This window comes from Gillisia sp. JM1, assembly GCF_000424645.1.
Classification (GTDB): domain Bacteria; phylum Bacteroidota; class Bacteroidia; order Flavobacteriales; family Flavobacteriaceae; genus Gillisia.
The window spans coordinates 785162-810939 of record NZ_KE384219.1 but is presented as its reverse complement, the minus strand read 5'-3'; the positions used below and the strand labels follow the sequence as shown (position 1 = coordinate 810939).

Annotated in this window: 22 protein-coding genes; 12 read left to right on the top strand and 10 right to left on the bottom strand. The window is 35.1% G+C overall.

All coding sequences use genetic code 11. From position 1 onward, the window contains the following. Positions 1–921: 921 nt before the first annotated feature. A complete protein-coding gene (locus H033_RS0118055; protein ID WP_026839554.1) occupies positions 922–2325 on the top strand; it encodes an alanine/glycine:cation symporter family protein in 1404 nt (467 codons plus the stop codon). Between the two features lie 744 nt (positions 2326–3069). On the opposite strand, the gene H033_RS0118050 is transcribed toward H033_RS0118055, so the two are convergent. Next, positions 3070–5460 carry a S9 family peptidase gene (locus tag H033_RS0118050; RefSeq protein WP_034886451.1) on the bottom strand — a complete coding sequence of 797 codons (2391 nt, stop codon included), beginning with the start codon at positions 5458–5460 and terminating at the stop codon, positions 3070–3072. Between the two features lie 181 nt (positions 5461–5641). On the opposite strand from H033_RS0118050, the gene H033_RS0118045 reads away from it, so the two are divergent. Further along, a complete protein-coding gene (locus tag H033_RS0118045) occupies positions 5642–6154 on the top strand; it encodes an adenine phosphoribosyltransferase (RefSeq protein WP_026839552.1) in 513 nt (170 codons plus the stop codon). A gap of 107 nt (positions 6155–6261) precedes the next feature. On the opposite strand, the gene H033_RS0118040 is transcribed toward H033_RS0118045, so the two are convergent. The 4 genes from H033_RS0118040 to H033_RS0118025 all read right to left on the bottom strand — a co-directional run bounded on the left by H033_RS0118040 (position 6262) and on the right by H033_RS0118025 (position 9514). Continuing rightward, positions 6262–6414, bottom strand: coding sequence for a hypothetical protein (locus H033_RS0118040; protein WP_026839551.1), 153 nt, complete (start codon positions 6412–6414; stop codon positions 6262–6264). Positions 6415–6578: 164 nt separating this feature from the next. Then, positions 6579–7124 (bottom strand): YfiT family bacillithiol transferase, encoded by a 546-nt coding sequence (locus H033_RS0118035; protein WP_026839550.1) that lies wholly within the window; start codon positions 7122–7124, stop codon positions 6579–6581. Between the two features lie 42 nt (positions 7125–7166). Then, positions 7167–9152 (bottom strand): M56 family metallopeptidase, encoded by a 1986-nt coding sequence (locus tag H033_RS21090; RefSeq protein ID WP_051228080.1) that lies wholly within the window; start codon positions 9150–9152, stop codon positions 7167–7169. Further along, complete coding sequence (locus tag H033_RS0118025; RefSeq protein ID WP_026839549.1) at positions 9152–9514, bottom strand: BlaI/MecI/CopY family transcriptional regulator; 363 nt, start codon at positions 9512–9514, stop codon at positions 9152–9154. The genes H033_RS21090 and H033_RS0118025 overlap by 1 nt, the downstream gene beginning before the upstream one ends. Before the next feature lie 138 nt (positions 9515–9652). On the opposite strand from H033_RS0118025, the gene H033_RS0118020 reads away from it, so the two are divergent. From H033_RS0118020 to H033_RS0118010, 3 genes are all read left to right on the top strand, one after another. Continuing rightward, entirely contained in the window at positions 9653–10597 is a 945-nt protein-coding gene (locus tag H033_RS0118020; RefSeq protein WP_026839548.1) for a calcium/sodium antiporter, read from the top strand. A gap of 112 nt (positions 10598–10709) precedes the next feature. Then, positions 10710–12896 (top strand): glutamine synthetase III, encoded by a 2187-nt coding sequence (locus tag H033_RS0118015; RefSeq protein WP_026839547.1) that lies wholly within the window; start codon positions 10710–10712, stop codon positions 12894–12896. 155 nt (positions 12897–13051) lie between these two features. Further along, a complete protein-coding gene (locus tag H033_RS0118010; RefSeq protein ID WP_026839546.1) occupies positions 13052–14230 on the top strand; it encodes an AIR synthase related protein in 1179 nt (392 codons plus the stop codon). 129 nt (positions 14231–14359) lie between these two features. Here H033_RS0118010 and H033_RS21705 read toward each other — a convergent pair whose 3' ends face one another. Next, positions 14360–14548, bottom strand: a complete 189-nt coding sequence (locus H033_RS21705; protein WP_155827872.1) for a hypothetical protein — start codon at positions 14546–14548, stop codon at positions 14360–14362. A 229-nt stretch (positions 14549–14777) separates the two neighbouring features. On the opposite strand from H033_RS21705, the gene H033_RS20665 reads away from it, so the two are divergent. Next, a complete protein-coding gene (locus tag H033_RS20665; protein ID WP_051228077.1) occupies positions 14778–15785 on the top strand; it encodes an IS30 family transposase in 1008 nt (335 codons plus the stop codon). Positions 15786–15886: 101 nt separating this feature from the next. On the opposite strand, the gene H033_RS0117995 is transcribed toward H033_RS20665, so the two are convergent. Further along, entirely contained in the window at positions 15887–16093 is a 207-nt protein-coding gene (locus tag H033_RS0117995; RefSeq protein WP_155827871.1) for a hypothetical protein, read from the bottom strand. A 207-nt stretch (positions 16094–16300) separates the two neighbouring features. Here H033_RS0117995 and H033_RS0117990 point away from each other — a divergent pair, with 207 nt between their 5' ends. The 4 genes from H033_RS0117990 to H033_RS0117975 all read left to right on the top strand — a co-directional run bounded on the left by H033_RS0117990 (position 16301) and on the right by H033_RS0117975 (position 19920). Next, positions 16301–17005: a hypothetical protein gene (locus H033_RS0117990; protein ID WP_026839543.1), complete on the top strand. Its 705-nt coding sequence runs from the start codon at positions 16301–16303 to the stop codon at positions 17003–17005. Positions 17006–17099: 94 nt separating this feature from the next. After that, positions 17100–18176, top strand: a complete 1077-nt coding sequence (gene prfA / locus H033_RS0117985; protein ID WP_026839542.1) for a peptide chain release factor 1 — start codon at positions 17100–17102, stop codon at positions 18174–18176. 110 nt (positions 18177–18286) lie between these two features. Then, a complete protein-coding gene (pyrF, locus tag H033_RS0117980; RefSeq protein ID WP_026839541.1) occupies positions 18287–19111 on the top strand; it encodes an orotidine-5'-phosphate decarboxylase in 825 nt (274 codons plus the stop codon). A gap of 11 nt (positions 19112–19122) precedes the next feature. Further along, a complete protein-coding gene (locus tag H033_RS0117975; protein WP_026839540.1) occupies positions 19123–19920 on the top strand; it encodes an ABC transporter substrate-binding protein in 798 nt (265 codons plus the stop codon). On the opposite strand, the gene H033_RS0117970 is transcribed toward H033_RS0117975, so the two are convergent. Together H033_RS0117970 and H033_RS0117965 are read right to left on the bottom strand one after the other, a co-directional pair. Next, complete coding sequence (locus H033_RS0117970) at positions 19899–20084, bottom strand: Lacal_2735 family protein (RefSeq protein ID WP_231367658.1); 186 nt, start codon at positions 20082–20084, stop codon at positions 19899–19901. The two genes, H033_RS0117975 and H033_RS0117970, sit on opposite strands and share 22 nt — an antisense overlap. A gap of 96 nt (positions 20085–20180) precedes the next feature. Next, the gene (locus tag H033_RS0117965; protein ID WP_026839538.1) at positions 20181–20885 is read right to left on the bottom strand and encodes a DUF4197 domain-containing protein; all 705 of its coding nucleotides are present in this window, start codon (positions 20883–20885) and stop codon (positions 20181–20183) included. Between the two features lie 157 nt (positions 20886–21042). Between H033_RS0117965 and H033_RS0117960 the strand changes: the two genes are divergently transcribed. Beyond that, positions 21043–24495, top strand: coding sequence for a methylmalonyl-CoA mutase family protein (locus H033_RS0117960; protein ID WP_026839537.1), 3453 nt, complete (start codon positions 21043–21045; stop codon positions 24493–24495). Between the two features lie 317 nt (positions 24496–24812). On the opposite strand, the gene H033_RS0117955 is transcribed toward H033_RS0117960, so the two are convergent. After that, positions 24813–25208: a hypothetical protein gene (locus H033_RS0117955; RefSeq protein ID WP_026839536.1), complete on the bottom strand. Its 396-nt coding sequence runs from the start codon at positions 25206–25208 to the stop codon at positions 24813–24815. Between the two features lie 126 nt (positions 25209–25334). Here H033_RS0117955 and H033_RS0117950 point away from each other — a divergent pair, with 126 nt between their 5' ends. Next, complete coding sequence (locus tag H033_RS0117950; RefSeq protein WP_026839535.1) at positions 25335–25778, top strand: Lrp/AsnC family transcriptional regulator; 444 nt, start codon at positions 25335–25337, stop codon at positions 25776–25778.

Sequence of the window (25778 nt, the reverse complement as noted above, 5' to 3'; positions counted from 1 at the left end):
TACTATAAAATATTTGAAATAAATTTTAAGTAGTTTCATTATAAAGATTTTGCCAACGGTCTTGTTTAACCCAAGTAGTATGGAATAAGGACGAGTCCCGGCCCCTGTCCGGATTGACGACTGAGTTGTTTGTTATTTGGTGTCTAAAATATTACTTTTCGCTAGAATGCCCACTATTTGCTAGTTAACCTATTTTGTGTGTAGTCTTTTTTAGATAGAATAGTAATTAATCACAAATTAGTTCTTCATGACTTTTAATAAGCTTTATTTTATCTGATTCAAGTTTCTTTAAAGTCGGCAGTAATCCGCTATTTATTTTCAACACTTTAGTTCAATCATTTTAATATGATTTTTCGATTTAATTTTTTTTTGTTGCACGATAAAATCAAAAATTAGTCCGTCAAAAAAGAAATCTGAGAAAGTATAAAATCCCTCAATATTTAATGTGTTTTTAATATTAATAGCCTTGTGCCATTTTCACATTATTTTATAAATTATTAATATTACTATTATTATCAGATTTACTGATATTTAAAGATCTCATAGACTAAAATTTCAACTTTACTAGCAAATGTTTTATCGGAATGGAGAAAAACCATTCTTAACGTTTGTTAAATTTTATTTCATTAAGAAATGATTAAACACATCCAATGATCATCATTTTAGATTTTACCTGATTAAAAAATCTTAAAAGCAATAATTTCTCTTTTTTAATCCACTATTTCTAATTGTTCGATTGCCAAATGTTCAACGCATCTCTATTCCACTAAGTGGGAGGTATTCCTATGTTTGTCTTTAATTATTTTATTGAACGAATTTTAAAAAATGATCTGGTAAAATGGATTATCTTTTTACCTTCATCGAAAATATATTATTTTCAATTTTCAAAACTGCTTTACCAATCTGTAGCCCTATTTATTTATGACTCAAATAGATCAATTCATTGCCGATTTCGCCTCTTTTATATGGGGACTTCCTCTTCTAATTTTGCTTATTGGTGGTGGTTTCTATCTCCTTATTATTTCAAAATTTCTCCCTTTTAGATATTTGGGTCATGCGCTGCAAGTATTGCGAGGGAAATATGATAATCCAGATGATCCTGGAGAAATAAGTCACTTTCAGGCATTATCTACTGCCTTATCTGCTACCGTGGGAATGGGTAATATCGCCGGAGTTGCGGTGGCTATAGCAATTGGTGGACCTGGCGCTATTTTCTGGATGTGGGTTAGTGCTATTATTGGGATGGCTACAAAATTCTTTACTAATAGTTTAGCGGTCATGTATCGTGGGAAAGATTCTGATGGCAATATCCAAGGAGGTCCTATGTATTTTATTATGGAAGGATTAGGTAAGAAATGGAAAGCTTTGGCTGTGATGTTTAGTGTTGCTGGATTGGTAGGAGCGCTTCCCGTTTTTAATGTGAATCAGTTAACTCAGGCTATCAATTTTATTCTGCTGGAACCAAATGGAGTAGAAGTAGGGCTTGGTTCTAATTTAATAATTGGTTTAATTTTAGTAACAATAACTTCTGTAGTGATCTTTGGTGGTCTTTCCAGGATAAGTAAAACGGTTTCCAAATTAGTGCCTCTGATGGTGGTGATGTATTTTATTTCGGTACTTATTATTTTATACGTGAATTTAGATCAGGTGCCTTATTATTTTGGTTTGATATTTACCGATGCTTTTGCTGCAAATAACTTCACAGGAGATTCGTTTTTAGGCGGAGTTTTAGGCGGACTGATAATTTTAGGGATTCGAAGAGGAGCATTTTCCAATGAAGCCGGTATCGGAACCGCACCTATGGCTCATGGAGCTGCTAAGACGAACGAGCCAATTAGAGAAGGTTTGGTTGCTATGTTAGGTCCGGCCATAGATACTTTGGTGGTTTGTACGTTGACAGCCTTGGCTATTTTAGTAACCGGAGTTTGGCAAACTTCAGATCAGAATGGAGTAAGCTTAACCGCTGCTGCTTTTAACGATGCCATGCCCTTTTACGGAAATTATATATTGTTGATCTGTATTGCATTTTTTAGTATTTCCTCTTTGTTCTCTTATTCTTACTACGGAACAAAATGTCTTTCATTTTTAATGGGAGCAGATAAGAAGCATTACTACAATTACTTTTATATTTTAAGTATTCTGATGGGTGCAACAACTACTTTAAGTATGATGATCAATTTAATTGATGGTTTCTTTGCTTTGATGGCAATTCCAACAATGATCTCAACATTGATCCTTGCTCCAAAAGTTTTAAAAGCAGCTAAAGATTATTTCCGAAGAATGGATCTTAAGAAGAAAGAAGCTTTGGAAACTGTGAATGACTAAGGTTTTTAATTTGTCATTCCGAAGAATTGAGGAATCTCTAGTTTAAGATAATTTTTATTTCATTGAAATCCTTCGCTATACTACCATTGACGTATTTTCAAAGTTACTCCCAATAAGAGACCCTGAAACAAGTTCAGGGTGACGATACTGTTTTAACTGCCGTCATGCTGAACTCGTTTCAGCATCTTTCATACGTCAATTTCCTACGCTAGATAAATTTTTTTATCACAGGTCTCAGGATGACAAGGTGTTTTAGATTGTCATTCCGAAGAATTGAGGAATCTCGAGTTAATATATTCATTGGTTCATTGAGATCCTTCGCTACGCTCAGGATGACAAGGTGTTTTAGATTGTCATTCCGAAGAATTGAGGAATCTCGAGTTTAAGATATTGGTTATTCATTGAGATCCTTCACTCTGCTATCATTGACGTATTTTCAAAGTTACTCCCAATAAGAGACCCTGAAACTAGTTCAGGGTGACGATACTGTTTTAACTGCCGTCATGCTGAACTCGTTTCAGCATCTTTCATACGTCAATTTCCTACGCTAGATAAATTTTTTTATCACAGGTCTCAGAATGACAAGGTGTTTTAGTTTGTCATTCCGAAGAATTGAGGAATCTCGAGTTAAGATAATTTTTATTTCATTGAGATCCTTCGCTACGCTCGGGATGACAATCGTGGTTTTTTGTGTCACCTTGTCCAGATGGTTATCGGGAGGAGTCGAGAGTTAATGTACCTCAATTATTCCTCTATCAATGTTTCATTAAACAGCTTTAAAATTCTCTTATATTCATCGGTCCAACTGCTAGGTTCTACAAAACCGTGACTTTCCACAGGATATAAAGCCATTTCCCAATTTTCTTTTTTCAACTCTATTAATCGCTGAGCCAATCTTACCACATCTTGAAAATGAACATTGGTATCTACCATTCCATGAGCGATCAAGAGATTGCCTTTAAAGCCTTCAGCAAAATAAATAGGGGAAGAACGTCTATATGCAATAGGATCTTCCATGGGAGTATTTAAAATATTAGAAGTATAGCCGTCATTATAATGTGCCCAATCTGTTACCGACCTCAATGCCGCTCCAGATTCAAAAGTGTCACTTTCATTGAACATTGCCATCAACGTGATGAATCCACCGTAACTCCCACCGTAGATTCCTATATTCTCCCTATCAATTCCATGCTCTTCAACTAAAAACTTAGCCCCATCTACTTGATCAGATAAGTCTTTTCCTCCCATATGTCTATAAATAGCGGTTCTCCAATCTCTTCCGTAGCCAGCACTTCCGCGATAATCCATGTCCAATACGGTGTATCCAAGATCTGTCAATAGATTATGAAACATATATTCTCTAAAATATGAAGACCACCAATTATGGGCATTCTGTAGATATCCTGCTCCATGAACAAAGATCACTGCAGCCCCATTTTTTACATCATCTTTTGGTTTATACAATCTGGCCGGAACCATTGCCCCATCTGTAGCTTTAAATTTTATTCTATTTGGTGCTCTCCAATTGTAAGCACTAAAAGCTTCAGATTGACCTTTAGTTAATTGAATAGCTTCAGCATTAGTACCCGTTTTTTTTAGATATAGTTCCCAAGGCTGATTGCTGGAAGAGTATAAGATTGCCATCTGCTTTTCATCCGGGGAAAGAGTTACCTGATTATTTCCAGGCATTGTGGTTAATTGAGTCATTATACCACCCATTACTGGCATTTTATAAAAATGACGTTCTCCGGCATCAATTTCAGAAGTAGTTAAGAACCAGCTTTTTCCATCTTTAGATAACTGCGGATCGAAGACTTCATATTCTCCGGAAGTCAATGCTGTTTTCTTTCCGTTTTCTGTGTTTAATAAATATAAATGGGAATAGCCCGTCTCTTCAGATTGAAAATAGATATGTTTATTATCTGGTAACCAACCAAGCGTCCCACCGCCATAAGAATATCCAATTCCAGGGCCATTTATCCAGGCCTCATCACGTTGTCTATCCAGACTTTTTAAAGTTCCGTTTTCTAGATCTAAAAGTGTGATCCATCGATCTTTATTATCGTGAGAGCGTACATTAACTAAGACTTTTTCACCATTATCAGAAAAATTGGCTCCCCATGCAATTACATCCCTAGGTTCTTTTTTCCATTCCTTATCTGGATAATCACTCACATAGTCTGGTAGATCTGAGATTCCCGGGAGATCATTAGATTTCACCAAATAAACAGTGTCCTTGACAAAATTATAAATAGCCAATTCCACCTTTGTTATATCATCTCCTACCTTAGATCTTGCATTAAGGTCTACGGTATAACCCGAGGCATCCACATAATTGGGTACTATAGTGTTCTTATTATCTGCTCTGGTTATTAAATTGAAAGTGGCATATTTGGCATTTGGTGATAGTTGTAAATTAGAAACAGATCTTTCCCCGGTGTAAAAATTAAAATCCTCTTTTTTGATTTTGCTTTGATAAGCCTTACTGGAATCTTCTTTTTGTTTTCTTTCTAAAACTACGCCCATTAGGCTTAAATTATCCTCCTCTAGCCATTCTTCTTTTTTGGATAAATCTTTATCGTCTTTCGTTTTATCATCTCCATTTTTAATTGAAGTGAGTTTTTTCAGGCTTCCTTTTTTCAGATCGTAGAGGTATAAATTATCTTCTAATTCAAAAGAAATCAAATCTTCATTCTGTTGGAAATTCGGATTCGAAATAGATTCTCCTAAGGCTAATAATGTTTTTGTAGTCTTTTCTTTAGCTGAAAAGAGCATGAGATTTCCATCTTTAACAAAGATCTTTTGAGAGTGATCTTTGTTATAATCTCCGCGGGAAGAGATTTTATTTAATTGTTCCTCCAGAGAAACTTTTGCTATTGTTGCTTGTTGAGATAATTGAATCTTATAAATTGAATCTGAAGGATCCTTTTGAAGATTATAATCGAAATAGATCGTTTTGCTATCCTCGCTCCAATTAATATTAGAGGGGAAGGTTCCCATCCATGATGGATCTTGCATTATTTTTTCTACTGAAAGCTCGCTGTTCTGAGCAATTCCTTGAAAAGATAGTAGAGAAACAAAGAAGAAGAAAAAGAGAAAATTGATCTTAATGCTATTAAAATGAAGGATTTTCATATAGTAAAGGCTAAAAGTTACTTGCTGAAAGAGCGAATAATGATTAAAAAAATTAGTTAGCAATATAATTAAAATTTTAGAGAGCCTTTGCCTTTATAATCTTGAGCTATTTGAGTTTGTTCTAGAGGAATTAGTTAAATTATAATGAGTATTTTTATCTGTAAATAATAGCTGCCTGATGATAGATTTAAATAAATATATTCGCGAGATTCCAAATTTTCCTAAAGAAGGGATAAAATACAAGGATATTACTCCGCTCCTGCGAAGTCCAGAAGCAATAAAGGAATCTGTTGCTCAGTTTTTGGAACTTATAGGTGATGAGAAAATAGATAAAGTAGTAGGTATAGAGTCTCGCGGCTTTTTATTTGGAATGCTTTTGGCTGAAAAACTCAATGCAGGTTTTGTACCTATTAGAAAACCAGGAAAGTTGCCTGCCGAAACCTATTCTGAAGTATATGAATTAGAATACGGAAAAGACACCTTAGAAATTCATTGTGATGCTATTCAAAAAGGAGAGCGCATCATTCTGCATGATGATGTTTTAGCTACAGGAGGTACCGCAAGAGCTGCATGTGATTTGGTTAAAAAAATGGGTGCAGAGATCGTACAGTGTAATTTTCTGGTTGAACTGACCTTTCTAAATGGTAGAAAAAAACTAAATTCTTATCCTGTAAAATCTTTGCTTAAATATTAATTCCTCATTGAAAGGCTACTTGCACGTGGCTTTGCTATGAATTTTTTAAAAAATTTTCACCGAACCATCGTGACTCAACTCTGCTGGCTTGCCTCGAACTTCGTGATTTAATCCAGTGCCTTTTTAGTTACCCAAAGCTTCCACCCAAATACTGCCAATTGTATTTTACTGGCTTTCTGGAGATCTAAGCGTTTTTTGGTATAACTAGGCAATACCTTTTGATTGATTTTAGACAGTGTTTTAAAAAAGTGATTTTTCATAGAAGGTCGGTTGGTTTTCTCCAAAGATATTTAAAATCAGATAATTGAGGGTTGATGAAGCTATAAACTCTTAAAAATTTCAATCTTTAGTGAAAACGAAACATATTGCTTTCAATACCTTCAAAAGAGACCTCGACATCGATTTAAAAAATTAGGGAATTAACCTAATCTTCTTTATTATTTTCCAAGGCTTGCTTAATATGTGCTAAATGATGGTTGCAATGCCAAGCATATAATGCAATACTGTCTGAAAGGGATAAAGGCTGCGCTTTATCGGGATGAATATATTGTTTGCTAAGATCTGATGCATCCAAAGATTTTAATAGCACAGTCCATCTTGCATGTAAACCTTCAATAAGCTTTAAAGAAGTGGATATATCTGCCTCAGTAGCATCTGGTAATTCCGCCCATTTACTGTCATTAAAAGGTTTAATGGTTGGAAGTTCTTCAGTAAGGCATAATTTAAATCTTATAAAACTATTCATGTGGCTATCTGCACAATGATGTACCACTTGCTTTATGGTCCAGCCATCAGGCCTGTATCTATAATTTAACTCACTTGCAGAAAGGTAAGGCACCAATTTATTCAATCTATTCGGAAATTGTTCAATATCTGTGACACAGGTTTTTATATCTCCTTCGGAAATAGTTTCGGGTTTAACGAATTTTCCGATTGGATATTTTAGATCTTTTAAATTTTGAGATTGCATAGCGTATTATTTATTGATCTAAAGATAGTTAGAAGTTAAATCTTATTTCTTCTCTTTAAGCGTTATTTCTATTACTCCATTTTTCCCTTTTTCCCCATATTTTTTAACCGCCGATTCGCCTTTTAAAACAATTACAGACTTAATTTGATCTTGGCTTATAGAACTTATGTCGAAATCACTTTTTTTTATTTTCCCATTAAGTACTACGAGGATATCTTTATTGTTTGGCGCAATTCTCAATTTACCAGAGCCTTTAGTGTCATCTTCAAAAATTATAACCTCTTCCTGAAGTGGATGTTCTGAGTCTACCTTGGTACTAATTTCAATAACACCTTCCTTGGCTTTGGAACCATATTTTGAAGTTGCATTTTTTCCTTTTAGCACATTCATATGCTTAATATCCTCTGGATCTACCTTATTCATATCATAATCTTTAGGCATTACTTTTCCATCTAATACTAACAGATATTTAATTTCATGAACAGCAGATTGTTTATTGTTTTCATTTTTGTAAACATGCATCGTATCGGAAATTTTATAGCTTTGTTTGGAAGGAAGGCTGTCTTTTTCTACCCAGTTCATGCGGTTGCCATTTTTAGATTTCACATTCATGACCCGTCCTTTTCCGCTAACAGAATCTCCAGCGGTTGCATTATATTGAACCTTATTTCCAACTGAAAATGAATAATCTGGATTAAGTTGGCTTGGCTTCTTGATAAATATTCGCTCTATAGTTACATCGCTAAGGCTGTGTTTGTAAGCTTTAACTTCATGAGTTTTTCCGGAGTCCAAAACAACATTACTAGAATCACTTATAATTACAAACTCGTTTTTCTCATTCATAGTTGTAGCAGATCGAAATTCTATTTTGAAATCTTCAGATAAACCGATTTCAATATCATCGATCGGAATATCTCCATTTTTATTGAAATCACCAGAATCTCCAATCTTGGCAATTTCGTATTTGATATTGATCCGGGTTAGCAACCCTTCTTTTGAAAATTTCAGCTTTTTGAATTGAAGCTCTACTCCTTGCTCTTTAAATTTGCTGCTGAAATCCTCCAATTCAGCTTTGGTAGAATTTTTAGTGATAACAACTGAAGCCAGTTCGTCTGGATAAAACTGAACATCATTCAATACAACCTTTGTTTTCTGAGTTACCTGAGCTTCGGTCTTCACATTAAAAGTCAGCATAAAAGCGAATAGCAATGGGAAAATTAAGCTCATCTTAGAAATATTGCCGCGGCTTGAAGATTTTTTGTTTAACATAAGTATTCGTTTTTTGATGAATGATTGATAAAAATGATTGACCAATACGTTTTGATATTGATTTGTACTAACTTTTACTAAGACATGTTGGTATTCTTGGATACATCCGGATGCTTCCGCTGTTTCATGATCGGCAATGAATTCCAGATTTTGTTCTACAGATTTCTTATAAAACCAACTTATTGGATTAAACCATAAAACCGCAGTAATAAGATTAGATAAAAGCATATCTACAGAATGAAATTGCCTGGCATGAATCTTTTCATGAGTTAACATCAGTTGTAATTCATCCTCTTTTATATCCTTCGGATTTATAAAAATATAATTGAAAAATGAAAAAGGGCCAGAAGTATCTTGAGTTTTGACAATCTTGAACTTTCCTTCTTTCTGAATTCTGCTGAAATGGATCATTTTTAAGATCTGGAATATTCTGAAGCAAAATCGAAGCAGGAAGAAGCCACTTATTATTAAATATATGGCTCCAGCGATCATCCACCAATCCAATCCTTGGGTTGTGGTTTCTGGGATCACAACTAAATTTGAATTTGGGGAAGAATTGTAAAATATCTCTGGAGCAGCAACCAGTACTTTTTTAGTAAAATAGACGGCTGGTAAAACTAAAGAAGTAAAAATACCTCCTAGTAAAAATCTTCTGTTTGCTGAAAAAGAAGTGTCATTTTTGAGCAGCAGTATATAAAGAATATAAAAGAGACTTATTAAGCCGGCGCTTTTTAAAATATAGATAAGTAAACTTTCCATTAGTTCTCCTTTTTTTCAATAATAGCCAAGATCTCACGCAATTCTTCCGCAGAAATTTTTTCTTCCTTCGCGAAAAAGGAAACCATACTTTTATAAGAATTGTCGAAGAATTTTTTAGTAGCCGTATTCATAAATTGCTTCCGGTAGATTTCTTTGGAAACTGCCGGATAATATTGATGTGTCTTTCCGAACGCCTTGTGTGCAACATATCCTTTCTCTTCCAGATTCCTAATAATGGTAGAAACAGTATTATAATGTAAATTCTCCTCCGTCAACTCCGCCTGAACCTCTTTTACAAAAGCTTTTTCAAGTTTCCATAAGATATGCATGATTGATTCTTCTTTATTGGTTAATTTCTCCATAGCCTTACTTTTTAAAAATGAAATTCAAGTCAGAATCAAATATAACGATAAAAATAGTTATAAACCTATTTTTGTAGTTTGATAAATGAATTGCACTGCACACATAACTTTCTTTATCTTCGCATTAAAATGAAATAGATGAGTATACTTTACATTTTAATTGGATTTGTTCTATTGGTTGTAGGAGGGGAGTTCTTAGTGAGATCTTCAGTGGCTATATCTTTTAAATTCAATATATCTAAAATGATAATTGGGCTTACCGTGGTTTCTTTTGCCACTTCGTTACCAGAACTATTAGTGAGTTTGCAAGCAGCATTAAGTGGCTTTTCAGATATTGCTTTAGGAAATGTTATAGGCTCTAATATTGCTAATATTGGCTTGGTGCTGGGAATTACAGCGATTATATCACCTTTAGTGATAGACAAGGATTTCTATAAGTTTAATTGGCCAATAATGATGTTTTTCTCATTAGCTCTCTATTTTTTCCTGTACACAGGAGGAAATATTTCTAGAATAGAAGGAGCTGCATTATTTATCGGGATTATTATTTATGTGCTGTTTTTAATTCAGCGTGCTAGAAAAAATAGAATAATGGTAGAGGGTGTAGATGACTCCTTACAGGTTGCCTCTGGGGTTAAGATCATAATTTGGTTGTTAATTGGTGGAGTTGCACTTTATGCAGGATCAGAATTTTTGGTGAGCGGTGCGGTAGATCTTGCTGAAATGATTGGAGTAAGTGAGCGAGTGATCTCTGTAAGTATTATTGCAGTGGGAACCAGTGTTCCAGAATTGGCTGCTTCAGTTATTGCGGCATTAAAGCAAGAAAAAGCGATCTCCCTCGGAAATTTAATAGGGTCTAATATTTTTAATATTGCTTCGGTTTTGGGAATCACTGCACTTATTCAACCTATTTATATGAAATCTGAAGCACTACTTACCAATGATATCTTTTGGATGCTAGGATTTTCTTTTGTGCTAATTCCTTTAGCTTTTCTTCCAGAAACATTAAGGATCTCCAGATATAAAGGTATCATTCTTTTTGTTTCCTATATTATTTTTATAGTATTGGCTTTTCTTAAATAAATCAGGGGTCAAATATTAAAAAAAGTTAAATTTATGTTTTTGACCCTAAATTATAGGGGGTGTATTCTGAAATAATGTATTTTTGCCGATGTATTTAAAAAAATAACTCAATATGGCGATTTTAAGATTTCAGGCTTTAAAAGAAACTTTAAACAGAAAACCAGTTAAGATAGACGAGACCGATCGTAGATCTGAACTTTTTGGAAGAAATGTGTTTAACGAAACAGTGATGAGACAATTCCTTACAAAGGAAGCTTATCAGAGCGTTAAAGATGCCACACTTAAAGGAACCAAAATTAATAGAGGTGTTGCCGATCATATTTCTACTGGTATGAAAGAGTGGGCGATCTCCAAAGGAGTTACTCATTATACACACTGGTTTCAACCATTAACAGGTGCTACTGCAGAAAAGCATGATGCCTTTTTTGAAACTATAGGAGATGGTTTAGCAATTGAAAAATTTGGAGGAACCCAATTAGTTCAACAGGAACCTGATGCCTCTAGTTTTCCTCACGGTGGAATTAGAAATACTTTTGAAGCCAGAGGTTATACTGCTTGGGATCCAACCTCTCCAGCATTTATATATGGAACTACCTTATGTATTCCTACAGTATATGTTTCTTATACAGGAGAAGCATTAGATTATAAAACACCTCTTTTAAGAGCTTTACAAGCGGTAGATTCAGCTTCAACCGCAGTTTGTAAATATTTTGATAAGAATGTAACTAAAGTTATTGCTACCCTTGGATGGGAGCAAGAGTATTTCTTAATAGATTCAGCTTTATACGCATCTAGACCAGATCTACAACTTTCTGGAAGAACTTTGTTAGGACATTCTCCAGCAAAAGGACAGCAATTGGATGATCATTATTTTGGATCTATTCCTAGCAGAGCCTTGTCTTATATGAGGGATCTGGAAATAGAATGTATGTTATTGGGTATCCCGGTAAAAACAAGACATAACGAAGTTGCTCCTAATCAGTTTGAATTAGCTCCTATCTTTGAAGAAGCTAACCTTGCTGTAGACCATAATTCATTGCTTATGGATGTTATGGATAGAGTTGGAGAAAGACATAATTTTAAAGTACTTTTCCATGAAAAACCATTCGCAGGAATCAACGGAAGTGGAAAACATAATAACTGGTCTTTAAGCACAGACACTGGAATTAACTTGTTGAGCCCAGGTAGTACTCCTATGAAAAACCTTCAGTTTTTAGCATTTTTTGTAAATACCATAAAAGCGGTTCATGATCATGAAGAATTGTTAAGAGCTACTATTGCGAGTGCTTCTAACGATCACAGATTAGGAGCTAATGAAGCGCCACCAGCAATTATTTCAGCATTTATTGGAACTCAATTAACAGAAGTTTTAAATGAGCTAGAGAAAGTTACCGATGGGAAATTATCTCCACAGGAAAAAACTGACCTTAAATTAAACGTTGTAGGTAAGATTCCAGAAATTTTACTTGATAATACAGACAGAAATAGAACATCTCCTTTCGCTTTTACAGGGAATAAGTTTGAATTTAGAGCTGTTGGATCTACAGCCAACTGTGCAAACGCTATGACGGTTTTAAACACGATAGTTGCTAAACAACTAAAAGAGTTTAAAAAGAGTGTAGATGCTTTAGTGAAAGACAAGAGTATGAAGAAGGATGATGCTATCTTCAATGTCTTAAGAGATTACATTAAAAAGTCTAAGAAAATCAGATTTGAAGGAGATGGGTATGCAGATGCTTGGCAGGATGAAGCTAAAAAACGTGGATTAAGTAATAATAAAACCACCCCACAAGCTTTAAAAGCGAAAGTTTCTAAGCAAACTATAGATTTGTATAAGGAGATGAAAGTGATGAACAAAAGGGAAGTGGAAGCCCGTCACGAAATTGAATTGGAAGATTACTCTATGAGAATTCAAATTGAAGGAAGGGTTTTGGGCGATATCGCAAGAAATCATATAATCCCAACAAGTATTCGTTACCAGAATGTTTTAATAGAAAACGTTCGTGGTTTGAAGGAGATTTTCGAGAAAGATTTTAAAAAGCATTCTAAAGAACAAATTGGGATCATAGAAGCAATATCAGGGCATATAGAGCATATAAATGGCGATGTAAGCAAAATGATAGAAGCTCGTAAGGAGGCAAATAAGATAGAAGATGCGGAGAAAAGAGCATTTGCATATTGCGATAATGTAAAACCATTTTTCGAAGAGATAAGATATCACTGTGATAAATTAGAGTTATTGGTAGACGATGAGATCTGGCCATTAACTAAGTATAGAGAATTGTTGTTTACCCGATAGGTATAAAACAATCGAAAGTAAAAACCACCTCTTTAAGAACGTAATTAATTCTTAAAGAGGTGGTTTTATGTTTAAAGCAATATTTAAAACATACAATCTTCCTCATAAAAAATGAAAAGAATGTATCTTTGCAATCTCATAAAAAAAGGAGCTTCATGAGTCAGGAAATAAGTAAAAGATATGCCGGGAGAGGTGTTTCTGCAGGAAAAGAAGATGTGCATAATGCTATTAAGAATGTGGATAAGGGATTATTTCCGCAGGCATTCTGTAAGATTGTTCCAGATCACTTAACTGGAGATGAAGATTATTGCCTTATTATGCATGCAGATGGTGCGGGTACAAAGTCTTCTTTGGCTTATATGTACTGGAAAGAAACCGGAGACCTTTCTGTTTGGAAAGGGATAGCCCAAGATGCACTTATCATGAATATAGATGATCTTCTTTGCGTAGGTGCGGTAGATAACATTATGCTTTCCTCTACGATTGGAAGAAATAAAAACCTAATTCCCGGAGAAGTTATTTCAGCAATAATCAATGGAACCGAAGAATTGCTTCAAGATCTCAAAAGTTTTGGGGTTGAAATTCATTCCACTGGTGGTGAAACTGCAGATGTGGGTGACTTGGTGAGAACTATAATTGTAGATTCTACAGTTACGGCAAGGATGAAGAAAAAAGATGTAATTAACAATGCGAATATAAAACCCGGAGATGTGATCGTCGGTCTGGCTTCTTTTGGACAAGCATCTTACGAAAAAGAATATAATGGAGGTATGGGTAGTAATGGACTTACTTCTGCAAGACATGATGTGTTCTCTAAGATTTTAGCTGAAAAATATCCAGAAAGTTTTGATAGCAGTATCCCGGAAGAGCTTGTTTATTCGGGAACAAAATCGTTAACCGATGCCATTGAGAATTCTCCAATAGATGCAGGTAAGTTGGTTTTATCCCCAACAAGAACCTATGCGCCAATTATTAAAAAAATTCTATCACAATATACAAACTCCGATATTCACGGGATGGTACATTGTAGTGGTGGAGCACAAACGAAAATCCTTCATTTTATAAAAGATCTGCATATTATAAAAGATAATTTGTTTGAAGCACCTCCTTTGTTTAAGTTAATTCAGAAGGAAAGTAAAACCGATTGGAAAGAAATGTACCAGGTGTTTAATATGGGACATAGAATGGAACTTTATGTTAACGAAGAGATAGCAGATGAGATCATTTCCATTTCAAAATCTTTCAATGTAGACGCGAAAATTATTGGAAGAGTTGAAGCTTCTAATGATAAATCGCTTACTATAAGAAGTGAATACGGTGAATTCAACTATTAATTTTTAACCTGTTTTGTAACAGGGTCAATCTGTTTTTTATTTAAATTGAGCGAAATGAACTTCTTTAAGTGCAGCTAAAATGTTTACTTAGAATTTTTTCTAAGCTATATGAAACCCTACAAGTATTTTCTACCTGTTTTCACTCTCATTCTTATTGTAATTAACCTGGGTTGTGAGCAATTTAGATGAAATGCTTGGTCGTTGGGTAAGATTTGCATCTATGCTTTCTTTTTTCTTGCTTTTTATATCGCCATGGTATTTTAATAAACGAGGACTTCTTGTTTTTACACTCCTCTTAATTTCTGATGGTTTACTCATAAATTATGAGGATCCAGTGTTTAACGCCCTTCTTTTTATAGTTCGGACTGCAACCTTCCTAGCCTTATTAGGATTAGTTTTTGGTCGTTTAAGACATTTACAAACCAATTTATTTCAAAAGATAGTTTTTATAATTGTCTAAGTTCAAGTAATAAGTGCGAAACTAATATTTAAAACTCTTGGGGGCTAGCCCCAAGAGTTTTAGGATCAATTGATATATTAGTCTTGCATGAAAAAATACAAACAATTGAACCCGAGTCAAAGGTATCAAATCGAAGCCTTATTAGAAACAAGAATCACTAAAAGTGAGATTGCTGATATTATAGGGGTCCACCCCGCAACTATTTATAGGGAACTGGGCAGGAACACTGCCAAGCGGGGAAGGACATCTGGTAAATACATGGCAACAAACGCACAGAGGCGGACAGGTTCCCGTCACAAATGCAAGCCCAAGCAAGTATTGTTGACAGAACCAATGAAAGAGCGCATTGCCGAATTGCTTCGTTTTGAGAAGTGGAGTCCCGAACTTATCAGCAAACGTTTAGAACTTGACGGCGAAGCCTGTGTGAGCCATGAAACAATATACCAGTGGATCTGGAGTGTCAAGAAAAGCAAGAAGAGAAAAGATGCCAAGTATTCCAAGCTCTACAAGAACCTCAAGCACGGCAGTAGAAGGCAGAAAAGGGGGAACACAAAGGACAAAAGAGGGTGTATCAAAGGTCGCGTGGGTATCGATCAACGTCCCAGTATTGTAGAAGAACGGAAACGCATTGGGGATATAGAGGTCGATCTAATGATGGGGAGCGAACACAAATCGGCACTTTTAGTAATGACCGATAGAGCTACCCTTATTACAATGTTGGAGAAACTAAGCGGCAAGGAAGCTAGCGAAGTGTATGAAAAAATGGAGCAAAGACTTACTAATTTTAGCTCTTCCTGGATAAAGACATTAACTTTTGATAACGGTAAGGAGTTTGCTCAGCATCAAAAAATAGGACAACTCTTAAATGCTAAAACGTATTTCACAAGACCTTATACCTCACAGGACAAAGGAACAGTGGAAAATAGAATAGGCGTGATAAGGAGATTCTTCCCGAAGAAAACAGACTTAAGAAAAGTCCCAGACAAACGAATAAAAGAAGTTGAAAGATTACTAAATTACAGACCTATTAGAAAGTTTAATTATCATAACCCAATTGAAACCCTAAAGAATAAATGTTTCGCACTTATGGGTTGAACTCAGCTTGCAATAGGATTGAATATATTCTTATTATATAATCTAGTAGAAATGGTCCCTCCCGGCCAGTCTTATACTTTTTATGATATACTATTTTATCTTTATGGAGTTTCAGTGATTGTTTGTGTAACGGGGGCCGTTTCCTTTAGTAACAGGTATGCCAATAGAGCATCTATTTTCTTCTTAGGTTCCGTTTTATGTCTTGCTTTTTCAGATCTCACGTGTTTTATTGCATTCACTTTGGGGTTTTCAGAATTCTCTTTAGTAGTTATTATCTTCAATATTTTGGGAATTACTTTTTTACTCAAATTCATGTTTTTAGAGAGATTGGAAAATAAGGATGAAAGCTATCTTCATGATCGGCAAGGCTAAAAATAAATAGGTTACATAATATTCCATGTGTTAATAATCATGTAATTTTAAGCTTGCCTATAAAAGACCATATTAAATCTTGGATTTATCTATTAGATAATATTAGTTTTGCTACAAACCTGCCACTTTTGCATTTCAAATAAATGAAAAATCTCAAAATTTTACTTGTTGTAATAGGAGCCATTCTATTAATTTCCAACTTTTATGTAATCCATGAGTTTGGATTGTTAGAAAGTAGGTGGCTACGCATTCTTGGGACCTCAATTTTATTCTCGATTTTTTTGATTGGGGCTAAACGCAAAGAACCATTTTTAATAATTGGATTCATCCTGCTTTTAGTTTCAGACTTTTTACTACTCAAATATGAAATACCTTGGGTTAAAAAGTTGACGTTTACCTTAGTTATCTTAGCTTATTTATCTTTGATTAAACACATTAGACCTTACGTAAGGAGTCTAGAGGCCAATTTATTACAGAAAGGATTATTTGTAGGAGTTTTAGGGATAAATATTGTGATGCTCTATTTATTAATAGATATGGTTGGCTCTAAGTGGGATGATTCATGGCATACATTTTTGTTCTATCTCTATGGAATGTCAATGATCGTAATGGTTATTCTTGGTTTTTCATACTCAAATAGATATAGTGATAAATCTTCGTTCTATTTTTTATGGGCAGTTCTAGGCTTTGTGATTTCCGACATCTCTAGCTTTATGGCCTATTATTTAAACGTTGAAGAATTTTACTATCCAGACAGGATATTTTATATTATAGGCTTATTGTGTTTGGTGAAATTTTCCCAGATGGGTAAAAATAAAGAAATGGTAAAATCCTATGGATTTCTTTAAAGAAGTATAAAACCAATAGAAGACTTACTAAATCACCTCTATATAATTGGTGAAATTAGTGTAAATTTGCATCGAAAAATCATTAGAAAAGTTTATGATTGAGAAGTTGAATATCGTGAAGCAACGCTTTGATGAAGTGAATGATCTTATCATTCAGCCTGATATCATATCAAATCAGAAGCGTTATGTTGAGCTCAACAAGGAATACAAGGATTTGAAGGCACTTATGGATGTGCGTGAAACTTATATTGAGTTAACTGAAAACCTTAAGGAATCTGAAGAGATTATTGCCGATGGCAGTGATCCTGAAATGACTGAGATGGCAAAACTCCAAATGGAGGAGGCTAAATCTGAATTACCTAAGCTAGACGAGAAAATAAGAATGATGTTGGTTCCAAAAGATCCAGAAGACACAAAGAATGTGGTGATGGAAATTCGGGCTGGAGCAGGTGGAGATGAAGCCAGTATTTTTGCGGGAGATCTTTATAAGATGTATAATAAATATGCAGACAGCCGTGGCTGGAAATGTAATATTGTAGATTATAATGAAGGTACTAACGGAGGTTTTAAAGAGATGATCTTTGAAATTTCCGGGGATGATGTTTACGGAACTTTAAAATTTGAAGCTGGAGTTCACCGGGTTCAACGTGTCCCTCAAACAGAAACACAGGGGCGAGTGCATACCTCGGCTGCAACGGTAATGGTATTGCCAGAAGCAGAGGAATTTGATGTAGAGATAAACCCGAAGGAGGTAAGAGTGGATTTCTTCTGTTCTTCAGGACCAGGTGGTCAGTCTGTAAACACTACCTATTCCGCGGTACGTTTAACGCACCTTCCAACAGGATTGGTTGCCCAGTGTCAAGATCAGAAATCTCAACATAAGAACAAAGAAAAAGCATTTAGAGTATTGCGTTCTAGATTATATGATATGGAACTGGCTAAGAAATTAGAGGCAGATTCTGCTAAGCGTAATTCTATGGTTTCTAGTGGAGATAGAAGTGCTAAGATTAGAACTTATAACTATTCGCAAAGTAGAGTTACAGATCACAGGATCAATTTAACTTTATATGATCTTTCAAATATTATAAATGGGGATATCCAAAAGATAATAGATGAACTGCAATTAGTAGAAAACACTGAAAAGCTGAAGGAGAACAGCGATGCATTTTAGATATTAAAAATCAATAACCTCGGGACAAGTCCATTGAGGGATTTAATTTCCCGCTATACGCGGGATTTTTTATAGAGTTATTTTTGCAATTAATACAATACTATTTTTTTATGACCATTCAGGACCTTATAGCTCAAATACATGAAAAGAAATCTTTCCTCTGTGTAGGATTGGATACCGATCTAGATAAGATCCCAACCTATTTGCTTACTGAGGAGGATCCTATTTTTGCCTTTAATAAAGCGATTATAGATGCCACTCATAAGTATACCGTTGCCTATAAGCCGAATGTCGCCTTTTATGAAGCTCACGGTAGAAAGGGGTGGAAAGCTTTGGATAAGACCATAGAATATATCAAGACTAATTACCCTGAAATTTTTACAATAGCCGATGCTAAGCGTGGAGATATCGGGAATACTTCCAGGATGTATGCCAAGGCATTCTTTCACGAAATGGCTTTCGATTCGGTTACTGTTGCTCCTTATATGGGGAGAGATTCTGTAGAACCATTTTTAGAATTTAGGGAAAAGCATGCTATTCTTCTTGCGCTCACCTCTAATCAAGGAGCATTCGATTTCCAAACATTGGAATGCGATGGGCAAGAATTATATAAAAAAGTGTTGGAAACGTCTAAAACTTATAAAAATTCAGAAAGGCTTATGTATGTAGTGGGCGCTACAAAAGCAGAATTCCTTTTAGAGATCAGGAAAATTGTTCCAGATAGTTTTCTTTTAGTTCCAGGTGTTGGAACGCAAGGAGGCAGTTTGGAAGAAGTATGTAAATATGGAATGAACAAAAATGTAGGTCTCTTGGTGAATTCTTCTAGAGCGATCATTTATGCTTCTCAATCATCAAACTTTGCTGAAATTGCTGAAGCAAAAGCGGAGGTAATGCAGCGAGAAATGGCAGCCCAAATGGCTGCGCTCTTATCTTAAATTCTTAAGTGATGCTTGTTAAAGATCAGCTAAATCGTGACATTGATATTTCAAGGCCATTTAATAGGATTATTTCTTTGGTTCCAAGTTTAACCGAGTTGGTAATTTACTTAGGTTTAGAGGAAAAACTTGTAGGCATTACTAAATTTTGTATTCATCCTGAGGGTCTAAAGAAGACAAAAACAATTGTCGGTGGAACTAAACAGGTTCATTTAGATAAAATCCGTGATTTAAAACCAGATCTTATTCTTTGCAATAAAGAAGAAAACACCCTTGAAATGGTACAGGATCTGGAGAAGATATGTCAGGTGCATATCTCTAATATTATTACTTTTTCTGATTCCTTAGAGCTTATTAAAAAGTATGGTTTATTGTTTGAGAAAGAAAAAAAGGCAAATGAACTGGTTTCAGAATTATCAAAAAAAAACAGCTCTTTTCAAGCTAACTTGTCTTCAAAAAAAATAAAAGTAGCTTATTTTATTTGGAGAAGACCGTGGATGGTCGTTGGGGGCGATACGTTTATAAATTCTATGTTAGAGTTGAATGGCTGGGAGAATATATATAAAGGATCAGAAGGGAGATATCCAGAAATAGATTTAGAATTATTGAAAGATCAAAATCCAGATCTTATCCTTTTATCTTCAGAGCCTTTTCCTTTTCAGCAAAAACATATAGATGAAATTAGAGTGTTTTCTAATGCTCGAATAGAAATTGTGAATGGGGAATTTTTTAGTTGGTATGGCTCACGCCAGTTAAAGGCTTTTGACTATTTTAAAGAGCTACAGCTTTATTTATCTATGCCCTTATAATTTTTTCTTTTAAGCTGCTCTAAAATCTTTTTGGCTCGGGCATTAATTTTGTCGCTTTTTTCCTTATCAAACAAAGCAGTTTTAAATGCTTTTTCCATAAGCGCAGTATACTTTTGGCATAAGCGCTCTTCCTCTGTCTTAAATAACATTATATCAATCATCATATAGGGTTCTACTGCAAAAGTAAACCCATAGACTCCTAATATGTATTAAGTTGAGGTTAAAGTAATTGTAAATTTTATAACTAAATATTATAAAATCTAATCTTGCAGACTAAAAACTTTTCTCAGCAAATCGGTGGTTCTTGCTGAGAAGTTGGTTCTAATATCCTTTTCTTCAATTGCGATCATTGTGAAAACACCGTTTAAGGCTTCATTGGTCACATAATCTGGCAGATCTGGATTTACTTTACTGGTAAGAGGCAGCGAATTATACTTGTTTATTATATTAGACCATACTTCAGTTGCTCCAACCTTATTAAGAGAAGTGGTGATTACTGGATTGAATTTGGCGTATAATTGAGCTTCTGTTTTCTGGTTTAAATAGGTAGTTGCAGAGGTGTTATTTCCTAGTAAGATATTTCGGGCATCAGTAAAAGTGATCTCTTTTACGGCCGTCACGAAAATTGGAGTGGCCTCTTTAACCGCATCTTCTGCAGCTCTATTCAATACTTTAAGACCTTCATCTGCTAAGGAGCTTAATCCAACATCTCTTAAAGTTTTATCTACTTTTTGAAGTTCTGGCGGTAGTGAAATGCGAACTAATTCATTTTTAAAAAAACCATCCTCTTTTGTAAGCTTAGTAACTTGTTTATCTATTCCAAAATCCAATGCTTGTCTTAATCCAGAAGCAATTTCAGTATTAGTTACTCCGTATTCACCTCCGGGTAATTGAGTGGCTATACTTTGTAATTCTGCGCATCCATAGAAGAAAGGGATAAGTATAAGAATGTATAATTTTTTCATGATTTTTTTTCTAAATATAAACAATAAATATTCCAAAAAAAGCAGCTGCAAACTTTGTAACACTTTTTCCGTTTTTCTGAATTCCTTAAAATTAGATGAAACAGGGGTATTTAGCTACGAATTTAGTAAATTGCAACTCCAAAAATTCAAAATAAAAATGCAAGATCAAACGCCATATATCCCTAAGAATAAAGTAAGAATAGTAACAGCAGCCTCCCTTTTTGATGGTCATGATGCAGCAATAAATATTATGCGTCGTATCATTCAGTCTACAGGAGTAGAGGTAATTCACTTAGGTCATGATCGTAGTGTAGAAGAAGTGGTGAATTGCGCTATTCAGGAAGATGCAAACGCCATCGCTATGACTTCTTATCAAGGAGGACATAACGAGTATTTTAAATATATGTATGATCTGCTTAAGGAAAAAGGCGCAGAGCATATCAAGATCTTTGGTGGTGGTGGTGGGGTGATCCTTCCTTCAGAAATTAAAGAACTTATGGATTATGGAATCACACGAATCTATGCCCCAGATGATGGACGAGAAATGGGATTGCAAGGAATGATAAATGATCTCGTAAAAACTGCAGATACTCCGACTCCTCCGTTAGAAAATGCTGATAAAACACAAAGCCTACTAGAGGATAAAAATAGTAATACAATCGCCAGATTGATTTCTTTAGCTGAAAACAGGCATGAGGATTTTGAAAAGGCATTCAATAAAATAGAACTCAACGGAAAGAGAACTCCTGTTCTGGGAATTACTGGAACTGGTGGGTCTGGAAAATCCTCCTTGGTTGATGAATTGGTTAGAAGATTCTTAATAGACTTTCCAGAGAAGACCATTGGAATTATTTCTGTAGATCCTTCAAAACGTAAAACAGGTGGCGCATTGTTAGGAGATAGAATCCGAATGAATGCAATTAATGACTCTCGAGTTTATATGCGTTCCTTAGCAACCAGACAATCTAACTTAGCTTTGTCTAAATATGTATCTGAAGCAGTTGAAGTTTTAAAAGCAGCAAATTTTGATCTTATAATTTTAGAAACTTCAGGAATTGGACAATCTGATACTGAGATATTAGAACATTCTGATGCTTCATTATATGTAATGACTCCTGAATTTGGAGCAGCTACGCAGTTGGAGAAGATAGATATGTTGGATTATGCAGATCTGGTAGCGATTAATAAATTCGATAAAAGAGGCGCTTTAGACGCCCTTCGTGATGTTAAAAAACAATATCAGCGTAATCATGGTTTATGGCATGACGATCCTGACACACTTCCTGTATATGGTACTATTGCTTCCCAATTCAACGATCCGGGAATGAATACACTTTACAGAAAGTTGATGAATAAGGTAGATGAAAAAACGGAAGCTGCTTTATCTTCCACTTTTCATATTAATGAAGACAAAAGCGAAAAGATCTATGTGATTCCTCCAAGTAGGGTGAGATACCTTTCTGAAATTTCTGAGAATAACAGGAAATATGATAAGACAGCAGGCAGTCAACAGGAAGTTGCACAAAAACTTTACGGAATTTATAAAACAATAGGATCTGTTAATAATGTTACCTCAAACGAAGATGAGAAGTCTTATTTAGATAAGAATGGCTTGAACAGTGAAAAAATTCTAAAACAAATACAGAAGGAAGTAGACAAAGATTTCATTAAACTTTTAATTGCTGAATTTGATCGCGTTAAATTAAATCTAGATCCATACAATTGGGAGATCATTACTGGTTGGGAAGAAAAAGTAAATAAATATAAAGAGCCGATATATTCCTTTAAAGTAAGAGATAAGGAACTTAGGATAGAAACGCATACCGAATCTTTATCTCATTCTCAAATTCCGAAGATCGCTTTACCAAAGTATCAAGCTTGGGGAGACATCTTAAAATGGTGTTTGCAAGAAAATGTTCCTGGAGAGTTTCCTTACACTGCGGGATTATATCCTTTTAAAAGAGCCGGAGAAGATCCTTCCAGAATGTTTGCTGGCGAAGGCGGACCAGAAAGAACAAATAGACGCTTTCATTATGTAAGTGCGGGATTACCGGCAAAGAGACTTTCTACAGCCTTCGATTCTGTGACACTTTACGGGAATGATCCAGATTTAAGACCAGATATCTACGGAAAAATAGGAAACGCAGGTGTATCCATTTGTTGCTTGGACGATGCTAAGAAGTTATATTCCGGATTCGATTTGGCCGATGCCATGACCTCTGTGAGTATGACCATTAATGGTCCTGCTCCAATGTTATTAGGATTCTTCATGAATGCTGCTATAGATCAGCAATGTGAAAAACATATCGTAGAAAACGATCTTCAGGATGAGGTAGAAGAGAAGATCAAGAAGATATATAAGGATAAAAAAATAGATCGCCCTGCATATCAAGGTCCGCTTCCAGAAGGAAACAACGGCCTGGGATTGATGTTGTTAGGAGTCACGGGAGACCTTGTGCTTCCGGCAGATATTTATGCTAAGATCAAAAAAGATACGTTGAATGTTGTTCGTGGAACAGTTCAAGCAGATATTTTAAAGGAAGATCAAGCTCAAAATACGTGTATCTTCTCTACGGAATATGCATTGAGACTGATGGGAGATGTACAAGAATATTTTATTGAAGAGCAGGTAAGAAACTTTTATTCGGTTTCCATTTCTGGATATCATATTGCTGAGGCAGGAGCAAATCCTGTAACTCAATTGGCATTAACCTTGGCTAACGGATTTACTTATGTAGAGTATTACCTGAGTCGTGGGATGGATATCAATAAATTTGGACCAAACCTTTCGTTCTTTTTCTCTAACGGAGTAGATCCAGAATATGCCGTAATCGGAAGAGTTGCCCGAAAGATCTGGGCAAAAGCGATGAAGTATAAGTACGGAGCAAATCCAAGAGCTCAAATGTTGAAATATCACATTCAGACCTCAGGACGTTCTTTACATGCACAGGAAATAGATTTCAATGACATTAGAACCACGCTTCAGGCGCTCTATGCTATATATGACAACTGTAACTCCTTGCATACAAATGCGTACGATGAAGCTATTACAACACCTACAGAGGCTTCAGTAAGAAGAGCGATGGCTATTCAGCTTATTATCAATAAAGAATTAGGTCTTACCAAGAACGAGAATCCGATTCAGGGAGCTTTTATCATAGAAGAGTTAACAGATCTTGTGGAAGAAGCTGTTCTTTTAGAATTCGATAGAATTACCGAAAGGGGTGGCGTATTAGGTGCTATGGAAACTATGTACCAAAGAAGTAAGATCCAGGAGGAAAGCTTGTATTATGAAACTTTGAAGCATAACGGTGAATTTCCAATTATTGGAGTGAATACCTTTTTAAGTTCTACAGGTTCTCCAACAGTAACTCCTGGAGAGGTTATTAGAGCTACGGAAGAAGAAAAACAATACCAGATAAGCACTTTGAAGAACTTGCATAAAGCCTTTGGAGACGAATCTGCAAAAGCCTTGGAATTGATTCAGGAAGCAGCTATAAAGAATGAGAATTTATTCGAAGTTTTAATGGATGCAACCAAAGTTTGTTCTTTAGGTCAAATCACTTCAGCAATGTTTGAAGTTGGTGGGCAGTATAGAAGAAACATGTAAGCAGAGAGCCACATTTCAATTTTATTGAAATGTGTGCGAATCGCTTATCCCGATGAGCGCAGCGAGATCGGGATCTCTTCTTTCTGGGAACTTTTTTTAGGTAAAAGCGTGCGAATCGCTTATCCCGATGAGCAGAGCGATATCGGGATCCCTTTTAGTAGAACTATGATAATAAAGAGTGAATGAAATGTTTATCCCGATAAGCAGAGCGATATCAAGATAATTAAAATGCACAACTAAAAAATCCCAATTCATAAGAATTGGGATTTTTTTGAAAGTCAAATTTATAAAGAAACAAAAAGTAGGGTAATTGAATCTTACAAAGTTAACTTCCAGATTCGTTGGAGTTTTCTGAATTTTTTTAGCTCATACCTAAGAACTCTAAGAAATTCTCTTCCGTTACTGTTAGAGAGTTCTAAACGCTCGCAATTTTTGTATAGCAAATTGGTAAGACGGGTAACAGAAGCAGCATATTTATGTTTTTCTTCAGCAAATGGTTCACTTTCTGCCCTTAAAATATTTGGCACTAAAGCAATAGACTGCTGAACAATATCTCCTGAAAAGTAAATATCTTGATCTTCCTTTCCATTTTGTTTAAGAACAGCTAAATCCTGAACCAGATAATTAGAAATACGTCTGGAAATATTAAGGATCTCTATCGCTTGGCGATATAAAGGAGAGTAATTAAAATCTGATCCGGTAATGGATTTCATAGCTAGACAACTTTTCTTTGACTTCCATAAAATTACTGACATATCAGAGAACTTTCCTTTTCAATTTAAAGTGATTGTGTACATTTACTTTAAATAAAATGATTTAAATAGTTAAAAAGATTAATTATGCCCATCGACCCTCTTAACTGGCAAATACTGGAATCACTTCAAAAAAACGCTAGACAATCTTTTGCTGAAATAGGAAGGAAGGTTGGCCTTACCTCTCCGGCTGTTGCTGAAAGGGTAAAGAAAATGGAGGATAGTGGCGTAATAAAAGGATATAAGGCCCAGGTTTCTTATCATAAAACGGGACATCAATTAAAAGCGGTGATTACCTTACGTGCATTTATGGGTAGATTGAAGCCCTTTTTGGAGAAAGTGAAGGAATTCAAGGAAGTAATAAATTGTTACCGAATTACCGGAAATGAAAATATTATCATGGAAGTTGTTCTATACGATCAATCTCATTTGGAAGAATTCATAGATAAACTCATTACTTATGGAGAAACAAAAACCCATATTATCCTCTCTAATGTAGTAGATCAAGGTCCTATTAAAAGAAGAGGATAA